Origin of the sequence: Cupriavidus pauculus (assembly GCF_003854935.1) — a bacterium.
Classification (GTDB): Bacteria; Pseudomonadota; Gammaproteobacteria; order Burkholderiales; family Burkholderiaceae; genus Cupriavidus; species Cupriavidus pauculus_C.
On record NZ_CP033968.1, the window covers coordinates 208,176 to 220,766 of the forward strand.

Here is a 12,591-nt window from a genome sequence, read left to right on the forward strand (position 1 = left end):
CGGTATTGATCCAGCAGCGATCTCGTGCTGACCTTGCCCCTGTTCCACGAATCCCATAACCGAGGGAATTAGGCAGCCCGGTGTTGCTGAGCTGCGGACCAGTTTTTCTCGAACGTCATGGGGCTGACGTAGCCCAGCGTCGAGTGGAGTCGGCTGGCATTATAAAAGCCAAGCCAGTCAATTACCTCGTCCATTGCGGCGCGGCGGGTAGCGAACTGGCGACCGTGCAGGCGAGCGACCTTCAACGACCCCCACAGACTCTCAGTCGGCGCGTTGTCCCAGCAATCGCCCCTGCGGCTCATTGACGAGCGCATGCCATACGCCTTCAGGGCGTCTTGAAACAGATGGCTGCAATACTGGCTTCCCCGGTCGGTGTGCACAATCACACCGGCTTCCGGGCGGCGCCGGAACCAGGCCATGCGCAGCGCGTCCGTGACCAATTCGGCCTTCATGTGTGGTTGCATCGACCAGCCAACCACCTGCCGGCTGAACAGGTCGATGATGACCACCAGGTAGAGCCAGCCTTCGGCGGTCGCCACATAGGTTATGTCGCTCGTCCAGACTTGATTGGGTGCTGCTGGGCTAAAGTCGCGTTGCAGCAGATTGGGGGCCACCGGCAAATCGTGGTTCGAGTTGGTTGTCGCGATGTACTTGCGCTTGTGGCGGGCACGGATGCCGTGCAGCGCCATCAGCTTGCGAACACGCTCCTTGCCCACCCGCACCCCACGCGCCAGCAGTTCCTTCCACATGCGCGGCCAGCCGTACTCCCCCTTGACCCCGGCGTGAATCGCCTTGATGTGGGCCAACAAGGCATCGTCACTGAGTCGGCCTCTATCTGGCCTGTCGGTGCTTACTGTGCGTTGCTTGCGCTGGTGATAGCCGCTGGGGCTGACCCCTAACAGCTCACACAGGACCGAGACCGGCCAGTAACGTCGGTTTCGCTCGATGAACGCATACCTCACACCGACTCCTTCGCAAAGTATGCTGCGGCTTTTTTTAAAATATCGCGCTCCATCTTCAAGCGCGCCACCTCCGCCCGAAGCCGGGCCAGCTCCATCTGCTCCGGGCTGACCGGCTTCATACCCGCACCAGTCAGCTTGCCTTCCCGCTCCGCCTTGACCCAGTTATGCAGCGTCTGCGCTCTGATGCCCAGGGTCGCGCTAACCACTGCCATGCTCTGCCCGCTCTTCACCAGCCGTACCGCTTCCAGCTTGAATTCCAGCGTGTACTGCGCCCGCTTTGTCTTGCTTGTCATCACATCTCTCCTTGCTTCAGTTTAACCTCAGCAAGGGATTCGTTTTGCGGGGGCAAGCTCATGCCGTTATCGGTCGGTTGGCCAAACGTAGCTGCGATATCACCCTCATCCAACCGAATCGTGGATCGCGACGGCACTAGCAATGCGCTCACTTCGGCCGGAGAGTGCGACACGACTGGGCTAAGAACATCCGGATTGATCAGCCCTACGCGAACATCGTGGTAAAGCCTGAAGAAGTCCTGCGCCTCGCTCAATCCGGCAAAACCAATATCGAGCCAGGTTGAGCCGTGCCTGTCATAGCGCCTGGCTGGAGCAAACTGCCGCCACACCCAGCCAATGATGCGCGGCTGTGGCATGGCCGAAGACTCGATCCGATCGGAGCAAATGGCCACGTCGATGCCGTTCCCAGGCCGGGTATCTGGCCAGTCGATCGTGCATACGATTTTCCAGTCTCGGACCAAGCCAACCCCGCTTGGCCGCGCGCTTTTCGCCGCGGCCAAGAATGCGCGCTCGGCTCCCGCAACCGTGGCCTGCAGTCGGAGGGGGACGACGGGAGGAGAAGGCATTTGACACCTTGTTCGGTCAGCTTACGTGTGCCGGCGCCGGCGATTGTTTCGGCCAATTCAGCGTATGGCTACAACCTATAGGCTGCAGAACAACCGACACCGGCCCACGAAAGCGTTGCAGATCTCCATCAATGCCGCGGACAAATAGGCAGATTTTGGCGGGGGAAAGGTCGAATATATGCCGTTATTCGCACCCCAATATATAATGTAGCTAACAGTCAAGCGTGAAGGCCCCCTCCACATCTCCCGCGAGCGCACATGGCCAACAAGGAAATCTTCGAGCCGAAAGCCGTCGACTGGCAGAACAACCCCGAACAAGCCTTTGACGGCTGGCTCTCAACGCTGAAGGGCCGCCGAAAGGATGCACCACAGCTGAAAGTCTCCTCAGTCGAGATCTACAAGCTGCAGTGGGGGAAATTCCTCTCATTCCTGCAAGAGCGGAAGGTCCGGGTCACCGAGACAACGGCGAAGGATGTCTCAGACTTTCTGTCGACGCTCGCGGAGACAAACTCGTCAAGCCAGCGGGAACGATATCGTGCGCTCCTGGAACGGGTATTCAAGCACCTGCTTGGCGCCGATGCAACCACCAACGAGCGGCTCAATCCCGCTAGCTGTTCGGCCCAAGGGATAGAGCCGGGTAGAAAGAATTTATTGAATACATCGCTGCAAATGGGCTTCCTGCGCCGGTCTGAGTACGACGGGCTGGTCTCCCATCTGAACAGCGCACTCAAGCCAGCAAGCGACATCACCACGCACCGCAAACAGCTACGTGACCGAGCCATGGTGGCGGTGTTTCTCGGGGCCGGCCTGAAGGTTCACCAGGCACTGAGCTTGACTGTTAGCTGCATCGAGACAAAACGTGCCGTACAAATCACCGTTCAGGAGGAGGATTCGAAGTTCTTCCACCAGGTGCGCGTCATGCCGTTCGCGGCGGATCTGCTCAAACGATGGTTGGCGCAGCGACGGAAGTGGGAGCGTGAATGTCTGAGGAAGGGCCGCAAGGTGGGCGATCTGGTCTTCCCGGCGGAGATTGTTGATCCCGACAGGCTGCAGGCCCTCGAGGAAGGTTCACCGGTGGCTATGCCCAGCTCCGGTTCATGGATCGACCTCCTCGAAGCAGGGAGCGCTGCAGGGATCTCCCGGCGTGGCCGCAATGGCACCGGTACCCGGTTGGTTGGGCGTGCGATGAACTCGGTCATGGCACTGCGCGTCTGTGAGGCGGTCATGCAGGAGTCGGGGGTGTACACGAGCCGGGAGGGCGCCGCTGCCGAGAGCATCAGCCCCCAAATACTCCGGAACAGCTTTGCCGCGACTCTTTTTGCGTCAGGCGAAACGACGTTGGGCGTGCAGAACCAGCTGGGGTTTGCGGAAGAAATCTCCGCTGCGCGAGTGAAAGCCGCGTGGGATTCCTGGCGCAGCTTTGGCAATGACTAGTGACTCGCCGGCAAGTCGCCGCCCCCCGTCCGGCGATCGCGGCAGCCACGACGCCACGTCATGCACACGAAATAGGCCAGCCGAGCGGATCAAAGCCGCGTGGGATAGCTGGCGCAGATTCTCGCCGGCCCGATTCTTCAGGGGTTGACGGCCGCCGGCGCGATCCCCCGTGCCAGTTCGGCGACGAGGGCGGCCATCCTGGAGCAATGCCCGCGCTTTTCTGGCGCAATATGAGGGTTGGCCGGGATTCGTGTATTTCTCGCCAGAATGATCCTAAGGCGATGATTCAAAAGGGAATTTCCGATCAAGATCGGATTTTGCGGCGTCATGCAGCACGAATCCGTATCAGATCGCCAAGCGCATCGGCGTCGCCCATTACAGGGCAGGAACGCTACTGAATCAGCAAAGGTGGCTGGTTGGTGCGCTGAGAGGCAGCTGGAGTTGACGAGACAGTCTTTCTGAGAGAGCTAACGGAACACGTTGAATCCCATCTACCGGGCTTGCAGAAACGTGGCAACCGAAAAAAATGGAGAGGGGCTATAGAGGGGAGCTCTTCACGGATAGGTTCGGTTGCCTCGTGGGTCAAAGGTGCGTTTGCCGTTCGCCCCCACATGGAGAACCTTCAACGGCAACAAGTCCTCCAGGTCTTCTGGCGTCATGAATTGTGTCCATCAAAATAGTGATGGACACAATCATCTGCCGCCTCCCGACTGGGGGCTACGTTTGGCTAAATTCGCGCTTACGTTGTACGTTTGCGTACGCCTTAGTACGGCAGCATCTCCCATCAGTACATTCAACGCGATGCCATGCGCTACAATGCGCGCATGTCACGTGCAACCCTAAGCATCTCGCTTCGGGCTGTGTTGCTGCTTCTTATCGTGTTGCTGCAGCTGCTGAGCCCACTTCTGCACGGCCATTTCGGAATTCCGAAACAGACTGGCCTGCACGTGCACACCGCGCTTTCTGGCGCGGTTGATTCTCATTTTCAATCCCTCGGATCTTCCCATCATCGAGCCTCCGCGCATGAGGGGTATGCTCTTGATCGCGAGCTGGCTCTGACGAGCAGGGAACCCTTTGAGGTTGATGTAGAGCCCTCGATCGGTCCATCGGATCTCGCCGGATTTCTTTGGGCTGCTGCGGGGCCTGGGTTATCGGCACTCACCTTTCTTCTGCTGGCAGCGCTTGCCTGTTCAGCCATATCACGCCCAGTCTTTCGGCCAGCACCAATTCGCGCGCGCTGGCGCGATCGCATCAATCGAACGCCTCCAGCGCAGGCTCCCCCACCGGCCTGCTGATCCTAAGCAGGCGGACGGCACGCGCGTCACGGTGCAGCAGAACACTCGTTGAGTTGATCTGCAACAGCCCCATCACGCCCACCGTAGCGATCATGAATTCGTTAGGAGCATTGGCTTCTGACCCATCACGTTCGCTCGACGCCACAAGGCGGTAGCTGCATTGCTATCCGCTGGCCATCCACTGTTCCTACATTCTTGTTCGCGTCGCCTCGAAGCGCCACGCCGCAGTCGGTGTTCGTGCCGCTTCGGGAGGCGACGCAGTTGGAGGATGACGCCGACAGCGTTGCCTTCGTGGATTGGAGTCAGGCATGTTTCTCAAACGAATTGTGGTGGTTGGCGCATCGATTGCACTGACCGCATTTCCTGTGCGTTGGGCTACTGCTCAACCGGCGGCACAGGCAGTGTCTCTGTCGGCCGAACAGGCGCGCGCACTGGGTGTGCGCTTTAGCTCGGTCGCAGCTTCTGGGGGCTTGGAAGTCGGCACCCACGCACGTGTCGTGTTCAAGCCGGATGCGCAATATGTGGTGGCGGCTCCGTACGCGGGCGTGGTGCCTCGCGCGCTGGTGTCACTGGGGCAGACCGTCCGCCCGAGTCAACCGCTGGCGAGTTTCCTGAGCCCGCAGCTCTTTGAAGCGAGCCGCGCGCTCACGGAGGCCAACTCGCAGGCGCGTTTGGCGCAGCAATCGCTCGCCCGCGATAAGGCGCTCTTTGATGACGGCATCATCGCCGGAAGCCGCTGGCAGGCAACGCAGGCGCGGGCCGCTGAGGCCAACGCCATGGCCATGGCGCGCCGGGCCGAACTGGCTTCCGCAGGTATCGCATTCGCTGGCGCGGGCGGCGAAGCGCAACTGATCGCGAATCATGGCGGCGTGGTGTCGGAGGTCAACGCTGTTCCGGGGGCGCGAGTTGAAGCGGCCGCGCCGCTTTTCCGGATCGTTGACCCGGCTGCGCTGGAGCTGGACCTGCTGGTTGGCCGCGATGTGCCCGTGCCAACCATAGGCGACCGCATCGAGATCGTGCCGCGCGGTGCAAGCGGTACGGTCATTGGCGTTGCGCCTTCGGGTGACGGTACGGCAGGGGTGCGTGTGCGGGCGTCGCTGGAGCGCCGTGGCGATCTGCGCGCCGGCGAGAGCGTCAACGTCACGCTCAAGCTGCGCGGCTCTAACGGCGCGGGCGCCTCGGGGCTGGTGCGGGTTCCGGCGGCCGCCTTGGCCTACGTGTCCGGCGTTCCGGGCGTGTTTGTCGCCACCGACAAAGGCTTCCGCTTCCAGGAGGTCGCCGTTGCCAGTACGGATGACGCCGTCGCTGTCCTGCGCGCCAATCTGCCTACAGGGACACGCGTAGCGGTTGCGGGCGTCGGTGCACTCAAGGGCTTGCTGGCGGGAGAACAGTGATGCTGCCCCGCCTGATTGAGTTTTCTTTGCGCCAGCGTGTACTGGTGCTGATCGCGGCCGGCGTGCTTGCTGCCGCTGGCGTCTGGGCTTACCTGAACCTGCCGATTGATGCGTTTCCCGATATCTCGCCGACGCAGGTCAAGGTCGTGCTCAAGGTGCCGGGCATGACGCCGGAAGAAGTCGAGCAGCGTGTCTCGACACCCATCGAGCAGGAACTGCTCGGCCTTCCGCATAAGACGATCGTGCGCTCGGTGTCCAAATACGGCATCAGCGACGTGACGGTCGATTTTGAAGAGGGTGTGGACGTCTACTGGGCACGCCAGCAAGTGTCGGAGCGCCTGGCAGGTCTTGCCCGCGACCTGCCGTCGACAGCCGTGGGCGGCCTAGCGCCGATCACCACGCCGCTGGGCGAGATGTTCATGTTCACCGTGGAGGGCGACGGCTACTCGCTGGCGGAGCGGCGCCGAGTGCTGGACTGGGTCATCCGGCCGGCGTTGCGCACCGTTCCTGGCGTGGCCGATGTAAACGCATTGGGTGGCGAGGTCCGCAGCTATGAGGTAACGCCCGATCCGGCACGCCTGCGTGCACGGGGGGTGACGCTGGAGCAGCTGCGCCAGGCGCTGGATGCCAACAATCGCAACGATGGTGCGGGCCGGCTTGATCGCGGTGACGAGCACTGGGTGGTCCGCGTGGAAGGCGGCGTGCGCGGGCTCGACGATCTGCGAGCGATTGTCGTGGTGCCAGCGCAGAGTCCGGCGTCCAACCCTGCCGTCACCGTGGGCGATGTGGCCACCGTGCAGCTGGGTGAGGCGACCCGCAACGGCGCTGTCAGCAAGGATGGCAACGGTGAGGTAGTCGAAGGGCTGGTGCTGGGCCTGCGCGGCAGCGATGCCCGCAAGCTGGTCGAGGCGGTACAGGAACGGTTGGACACGCTTGGCCCTCAACTGCCCAAGGGCATGTCGGCACACGTGTTCTACAACCGTGGCGAGCTGGTGACACGCGCAGCCAACACGGTGGTGCGTGCGCTGATTGAAGCCAGCGTGTTGGTGGTCATCACGCTGTACCTGTTCCTGGGCGGTGTGCGGGCGGCGCTGGTGGTGGCGGCCACGCTGCCGCTGTCGATGCTGGCGACCTTCCTGCTGATGCGCTACGTGGGCCTGACCGCCAACCTGATGAGCCTGGGTGGACTGGCCATTGCTCTGGGCATGCTGGTGGATGCGGCGGTCGTTGTGGTGGAGAACATCGAGACTGCCATGGCGCGTGCCCAAGACCACAAGACCGATCCAGCGCTGCGCGGGGCCGTGATCCGTCACGCAGTGGCTACCGTTGCAGTGCCGATGCTCTCCGGCGTTTCCATCATCGCCATCGTGTTCCTGCCGCTGTTGTCATTGCAGGGGCTGGAGGGCAAGTTGTTCGGGCCGGTGGCGCTGACCATCGTGCTGGCACTGGCCTCGTCTGTGGTGATCGCCTTTACGGTCGTGCCGGCGTTGGCCTCCATGCTGCTGCTCGCGCATGCGGATGAGGCGCCTTGGCTGATGCGCAAGGTGGCGGGTGGCTTTGCCCGCCTACAGGCCTGGACCACGGCGCGCCGCCGCATCGTGTTTGGCGTGGCGGGGGCGGCGCTGGTCGTGGCGGTGGTGCTGTACATGTCAGTCGGCAAGACGTTCATGCCGACCATGGACGAAGGCGATCTGATTGTGCAGTTGCAAAAGGCGCCGTCTGTTTCCCTGGCAGCATCGCTGGACCTGGACCAACGCGTGCAGCAAGCGCTGCTCAAAGAGGTGCCCGAGATCCGCTCCATCGTGGCGCGCTCCGGCTCCGACGACCTGGGCCTGGACCCGATGGGTCTGAATGAGACCGACACCTTCCTGGTGCTCAAGCCCAAGGACCAGTGGCGCGGCAGCAAGGAGGACATCGCGACAGCCATTCGTCACGTGATGGAGCGCTTCCCCGGCGTGATCTATGGCTTCACGCAGCCGATCGAGATGCGCGTGTCGGAGATGCTGACCGGTACGCGCGGGGATATCGCCATCAAGCTCTTCGGCAGCGATCTCGCCGCTATTGACGCGGCCGCACAGGCCATTGCTGCCAAGGTGCGCTCCATCCGTGGCGCCGCCGAGGTGATCGCGCCCAGCAACAGTGGTGTGCAGTACCTGAAGGTCTCGCTGGATCGCGCGGCAGTCGGCCACGCTGGCTTTACCGGAGATGCCCTGCAAACGCAGTTGCGAGCCCTGATCGAAGGTGACCGGATTGGCGTAGTGCCCGAAGGCATTGTGCGTACACCGCTGATTCTGCGCGGCGGAGCGGGCCTGCGCCAAGCGCCGGAGAACCTCACCGGCCTCCTGGTGACGGCGCCAGATGGCAAAACTTGGCCGCTCTCGTCTCTTGCCCGCATCGAACGCGTGGACGGGCCGGTGCGCATCAACCATGAAGACGGAGCCCGGTTTGCTGTGATCCAGGCCAACGTTGAAGGCCGGGATCTGGCCGGCTTTGTGCAGGAAGCACAGGGTGCGGTTGGCAGCATCAGCACGCTGCCGAAAGGACTGCGTGTTGTCTGGGGCGGCCAGTTCGAGAATCAGCAACGTGCGGCGGCGCGTCTAGCACTGGTCGTGCCGCTGGCCTTGGGCGCCATCTTTCTGCTGCTGATGCTCACGTTCCGCTCGGTGCGGCAGGCGGTGCTGGTCGTCGCCAACATTCCGTTTGCACTCGTAGGCGGCATCGCCGCGCTGCGGATATCGGGCGAGTACCTGTCGGTGCCGGCCTCCGTCGGCTTTATCGCGCTGCTCGGGATCGCGGTGCTCAATGGTGTGGTGCTGGTCTCGCACTTCAACACCTTGCTGGAGTCGGGCTCGAGCATGGCGGAAACCGTGCGTGTGGGCGTGCAAGACCGCCTGCGGCCGGTGCTGATGACAGCCTGCATTACCGCACTGGGGATGATTCCGCTGCTATTGGCGAGCGGGCCAGGGTCGGAGATTCAACGCCCGCTGGCGATCGTAGTGTCGGGCGGGTTGCTTTCTTCGACGGCACTGACGCTGCTCCTGCTCCCCTTGCTGTTTGAACGCTTTGGTATGCCCCGGGCCCGGACGGCCGACGGGCAGGGAGATTTGCAATGAGGTTGAACATGTTTCGCTTCGCATTGGCCGGAGCCGGCGTGATGCTGCTTTGCGGCGCCACCGCCCAAGCGCAGAACACGCCGGGCTACCTACCCGCTGAGAGCTCGGTGCGTGAAGCGGTTGCGCAATCGCCCGAGGTGATGACGGCCGAAGCCCGGCGCGATGCCACGCTGGCCCGTGCCGAAGGCATTCGAGCGGGGACGGCCGAGACTGTGGTGAGAGCGATCGGACAGGGGCGTCAGGTCCGAGATCCGTCTGAGCGACATGCGGAAGGGCAGATCGCCGTGGAGCGGCCGTTGAGGCTGTGGGGCAAGGCTCAAGCCGATGGCCAGCTTGCTGATGCGGCGGCCGAGGCTGGCCAACTTGCGGTGAAGGACGCACGCCACGAAGCATCGCGGCAGATCCTCTCGCTGTGGTTTGCTGCTGTGCGGGCTGGGCAAGCACGCCAGGCCGCTCAGGAGAATGCCCGGGCTGCGGCCGAGTTGGCGACGCTGACGGCCCGCCGGGTCCAGTTGGGTGACGCTTCGCGCTTGGACGGTGAACTGGCAGCAGCGGATCAGGCTCGCATGCAAGCCGCACTGGCGACGGCCACTGCAGCCGAACAGGCCGCGCAGGCGGAACTGCAGGCCCGTTTTCCGGGGTTGCCCCGGCCCATGATGGCCGCTGACACCGCGCTGCCCGTGTTGCCGCAGGACCCACCGGAACGATTGCGCACGCAGTACATACAGGACAGCCACGAGTATCGGCTTGCCATGGCGGAAGAGGTGCAGGCACAGCAGATGGCCAAGCGGGCAGATCTGGAGCGCCGGCCCGATCCCACCGTCGGCATGTTCGTATCGGTGGAGCGTGGTGGTGCGGAACGCATCATGGGAGTGAGCGTGGCGATGCCGCTCGGCTCGGCGCATCGCCGTACTGCCGCAGCAGCGGCCGCGGCCGATGCGGAAGCTGCAGCTCGCCGCAGACTCGGTGCAGAACGACGCCTGGGTGCGGAATTCGACGTGCTCTATCGTGACCTGCAAGGCAAAGGGGGAGCCGCGCAAGCACAGATCGAAGCGACTACGTTACAGAGACGCGCAGCCGACCGCGCCACCCGCGCGTTTCGCGCCGGCGAGTCCGGCTTGACCGAGCTGTTGGTGGCACGCCGCGGCCTTGCCGACGCAGTGTTGGCCGAGCGGCTCGCTCGGGTGAACGTACTGGAGGCGGACAGCCGGCTCCAGCTGGATCTGCATCGCATGTGGGATTTCGATGACTGATCTTGAGCAACGCCTGACATGCCCCATGAATAGATAGCGATAACCATCAACGTGGGTGCGTTCGCAACGACCGAAGCAGCGGCGTACTCCACGTGTCCTAACGTAGATGAATCATGCGACATCCCGAAGACCTCGATCTCAAAATCGACCTGGATACCGAAGACAGTGCGACCAAGCAGGCAGCCGCACGGCGCAGCACGCTGGTGAGCGTGGGCGTCAACCTGAGCTTGACCGTTGCACAAGTCGTGGCGGGCATCCTGGCCGGCTCCCAGGCGTTGGTGGCCGATGCCATCCACTCGTTGTCCGATTTGATCTCGGACTTCGTTGTGCTGTTTGCCAGCCACCACAGCCAGAAAGGGCCGGATGCAACTCACCACTATGGCCATCAGCGCTTCGAGAACGCCGCGTCGCTAGTGCTCGGATTGCTGTTGCTGGCCGTCGGCGTCGGCATGCTTTGGAATGCAGTAGTGAAGCTGGAGCACCCCGAGGCCATTCAGCCAGTCAAGCTCATCGGCCTGTGGGTCGCTCTCGGGGCGCTGGCGGCAAAGGAGCTGCTGTTCCGCTACATGCTGGCCGTTGCCGAGCGTGTGCGCTCCAGCATGCTGGTCGCCAACGCATGGCATGCACGCTCGGACGCCGCCTCGTCGCTGGTGGTGGCGCTCGGCATTGTGGGCAATGTGTTCGGCTACCGCCTGCTTGATCCTGTAGCGGCTCTGATCGTCGGCCTGATGGTGACGCGCATGGGTTGGCAGTTCGGGTGGGAGGCGCTGCACGATCTCATGGACCGTGCCGTCGACCAGGAAACCGTTGAGGCGATCCACCAAACGATGCTGGAAACGCCCGGCGTGCACGGCGTACACGACGTCAAGACCCGCCGCATGGGCGACATGATCCTGGTCGATGTCCACCTGGAAGTCGATGCGCGTGCCAACGTGAGACAAGGCCACGACATTGCATTGGAAGCGCGGCGCCGCGTCATGCTGCGCCGCGATGTGCTCAACGTAATGACCCACGTGGACCCTGTGGAGGCGCCAACCTAAACGCGAGGGAGGGCAGTTTTTTGATCTGCGACAACTGTTTTCCGTATCGCGGCGGCGATCGATCAGAAGTCGCTGCTCCGTAACGGGGCATGCGAGTACATAGATGTTGTACTGCGCAGCCATGATTCACACACTCCAATTTCTAGGTGGTTTTATGCGCTCTGAACAGAAGTACTCCCTTGCCATGCGATCCCTGCATTGGCTGGTATTCCTGGCCGTCACGATTGCCGTGGTGGCGATCGAGATCCACGACTTTTTTCCCAAAGGCAGCACCGCGCGCACCGCGGCATTTGCGGTTCATCAGACCGCGGGGCTGTCCGTGCTCGCGTTGATGGTGCTGCGTTTATTTGTCCGCTGGGGAACCCAGCCGCCGGCACCGGTCCCTGGCCCACAACTGCTGCAGCGTGCAGCATGCCTCACGCATGGCGTGCTCTACCTGTTGATGGTCGGGATGCCCATTCTTGGCGTGCTGGCGCTGGCCTGGGGTGGTAAGCCGATTCAGCCGTTCGGGCTGACTTTGACGCTCCCCCTTTTGCAGGACAAGAGCTTGGCGAGCCTCAGCAAGGAGGTGCATGAGTCAGGTGCCACGCTCGTGTACATCTTTGTTGGGCTGCATGCGGCCGCAGCGCTCTGGCATGAGTTCATGCTGAAAGACCGATTGTTGCGTCGCATGATCTAGCGCAGCAAACGGTTCTTCCAGGTCGCTATTCGTGCAGGCCCATCGTTCATGGAATCCGGCTTCCGTCATCTCAATATAGCGCTGCTCGCTGTCTCGGCCGCGACGCTGGCGGCCGGATTGTTGGCGCGCTACCTGCGGGCCGACCAAGATAAGCCGACCCGCTATCATAAGCCTCTCGGTGATGAAGGCGGCGCTTGTTATTTCGTTTGGTAATTAGGCGTCAGGCCGGTTTTGGCCGCTGGCCAGCGCGTCCAACTGGCGCTTTCTTCAACACATCTACCAACCGGCGCGTCGTTGCCGCCTCGGTCTCGGCGCGCTCAGCGCGTCGCAGCGCTTCCTGCAGCTGCAACTGAGTCTGCGCCAGTTGATCGGCCGCCGCGCGCAGCTGAGCCACGGCGGCGTCTGCCTGCTGCTGCGCCCCGCCCAGTTCCGCGCGCAAGGCGCCGATCGCGTTGGCGTGCTGAACGGGGTCTCCTCGTTTTCAGTGCAATAAGTGACGGTACGAAAAGCTAGCACTGGCGCGGAGGTGGTGTTGGTAGATCGTTGATTTCATTGACTTTCC

Annotated in this window: 11 protein-coding genes; 7 read left to right on the top strand and 4 right to left on the bottom strand. The window is 62.7% G+C overall.

The window, feature by feature from the left end:
* Window positions 1–68: 68 nt before the first annotated feature.
* A protein-coding gene (locus EHF44_RS01240; RefSeq protein WP_085960481.1) for an IS3-like element ISRme13 family transposase occupies window positions 69–1,255 on the bottom strand; the annotation gives its coding sequence in 2 pieces (ribosomal slippage) (window positions 69–1,000 and window positions 1,000–1,255; 1,188 coding nt in all).
* Window positions 1,255–1,611, bottom strand: coding sequence for a hypothetical protein (locus EHF44_RS01245; RefSeq protein WP_124682113.1), 357 nt, complete (start codon window positions 1,609–1,611; stop codon window positions 1,255–1,257). Before EHF44_RS01245 ends, EHF44_RS01240 begins: the two co-directional genes overlap by 1 nt.
* Window positions 1,612–2,079: 468 nt before the next feature.
* Here EHF44_RS01245 and EHF44_RS01250 point away from each other — a divergent pair, with 468 nt between their 5' ends.
* On the top strand, window positions 2,080–3,255 hold the full coding sequence (locus EHF44_RS01250; protein WP_017512542.1) for a tyrosine-type recombinase/integrase: 1,176 nt from the start codon (window positions 2,080–2,082) through the stop codon (window positions 3,253–3,255).
* 137 nt (window positions 3,256–3,392) lie between these two features.
* Here the strand turns inward: EHF44_RS01250 and EHF44_RS01255 are convergent, their stop codons facing one another.
* Window positions 3,393–3,584, bottom strand: a complete 192-nt coding sequence (locus EHF44_RS01255) for a hypothetical protein (protein ID WP_124682114.1) — start codon at window positions 3,582–3,584, stop codon at window positions 3,393–3,395.
* A 1,274-nt stretch (window positions 3,585–4,858) separates the two neighbouring features.
* On the opposite strand from EHF44_RS01255, the gene EHF44_RS01265 reads away from it, so the two are divergent.
* The 6 genes from EHF44_RS01265 to EHF44_RS28260 all read left to right on the top strand — a co-directional run bounded on the left by EHF44_RS01265 (window position 4,859) and on the right by EHF44_RS28260 (window position 12,242).
* Window positions 4,859–5,944, top strand: a complete 1,086-nt coding sequence (locus EHF44_RS01265; RefSeq protein ID WP_059416143.1) for an efflux RND transporter periplasmic adaptor subunit — start codon at window positions 4,859–4,861, stop codon at window positions 5,942–5,944.
* Complete coding sequence (locus EHF44_RS01270; RefSeq protein WP_059416141.1) at window positions 5,944–9,057, top strand: efflux RND transporter permease subunit; 3,114 nt, start codon at window positions 5,944–5,946, stop codon at window positions 9,055–9,057. Before EHF44_RS01265 ends, EHF44_RS01270 begins: the two co-directional genes overlap by 1 nt.
* The gene (locus EHF44_RS01275) at window positions 9,054–10,310 is read left to right on the top strand and encodes a TolC family protein (protein WP_059416139.1); all 1,257 of its coding nucleotides are present in this window, start codon (window positions 9,054–9,056) and stop codon (window positions 10,308–10,310) included. The genes EHF44_RS01270 and EHF44_RS01275 overlap by 4 nt, the downstream gene beginning before the upstream one ends.
* Window positions 10,311–10,423: 113 nt before the next feature.
* Window positions 10,424–11,350 (top strand): cation diffusion facilitator family transporter, encoded by a 927-nt coding sequence (locus EHF44_RS01280; RefSeq protein WP_059416137.1) that lies wholly within the window; start codon window positions 10,424–10,426, stop codon window positions 11,348–11,350.
* Window positions 11,351–11,504: 154 nt separating this feature from the next.
* Entirely contained in the window at window positions 11,505–12,029 is a 525-nt protein-coding gene (locus tag EHF44_RS01285) for a cytochrome b (RefSeq protein ID WP_049286305.1), read from the top strand.
* Between the two features lie 48 nt (window positions 12,030–12,077).
* Entirely contained in the window at window positions 12,078–12,242 is a 165-nt protein-coding gene (locus EHF44_RS28260) for a hypothetical protein (RefSeq protein WP_156174057.1), read from the top strand.
* Between the two features lie 7 nt (window positions 12,243–12,249).
* On the opposite strand, the gene EHF44_RS28620 is transcribed toward EHF44_RS28260, so the two are convergent.
* Window positions 12,250–12,468 carry a hypothetical protein gene (locus EHF44_RS28620; protein ID WP_253699766.1) on the bottom strand — a complete coding sequence of 73 codons (219 nt, stop codon included), beginning with the start codon at window positions 12,466–12,468 and terminating at the stop codon, window positions 12,250–12,252.
* Between the last annotated feature and the right edge of the window lie 123 nt (window positions 12,469–12,591).

Coding starts and splice junctions, on each gene's coding strand:
- EHF44_RS01245 (WP_124682113.1), bottom strand. CDS start 1,611: ATGCCACAGCCGCGCATCATTGGCTGGGTGTGGCGGCAGTTTGCTCCA.
- EHF44_RS01250 (WP_017512542.1), top strand. CDS start 2,080: ATGGCCAACAAGGAAATCTTCGAGCCGAAAGCCGTCGACTGGCAGAAC.
- EHF44_RS01255 (WP_124682114.1), bottom strand. CDS start 3,584: ATGACGCCGCAAAATCCGATCTTGATCGGAAATTCCCTTTTGAATCAT.
- EHF44_RS01265 (WP_059416143.1), top strand. CDS start 4,859: ATGTTTCTCAAACGAATTGTGGTGGTTGGCGCATCGATTGCACTGACC.
- EHF44_RS01270 (WP_059416141.1), top strand. CDS start 5,944: ATGCTGCCCCGCCTGATTGAGTTTTCTTTGCGCCAGCGTGTACTGGTG.
- EHF44_RS01275 (WP_059416139.1), top strand. CDS start 9,054: ATGAGGTTGAACATGTTTCGCTTCGCATTGGCCGGAGCCGGCGTGATG.
- EHF44_RS01280 (WP_059416137.1), top strand. CDS start 10,424: ATGCGACATCCCGAAGACCTCGATCTCAAAATCGACCTGGATACCGAA.
- EHF44_RS01285 (WP_049286305.1), top strand. CDS start 11,505: ATGCGCTCTGAACAGAAGTACTCCCTTGCCATGCGATCCCTGCATTGG.
- EHF44_RS28260 (WP_156174057.1), top strand. CDS start 12,078: ATGGAATCCGGCTTCCGTCATCTCAATATAGCGCTGCTCGCTGTCTCG.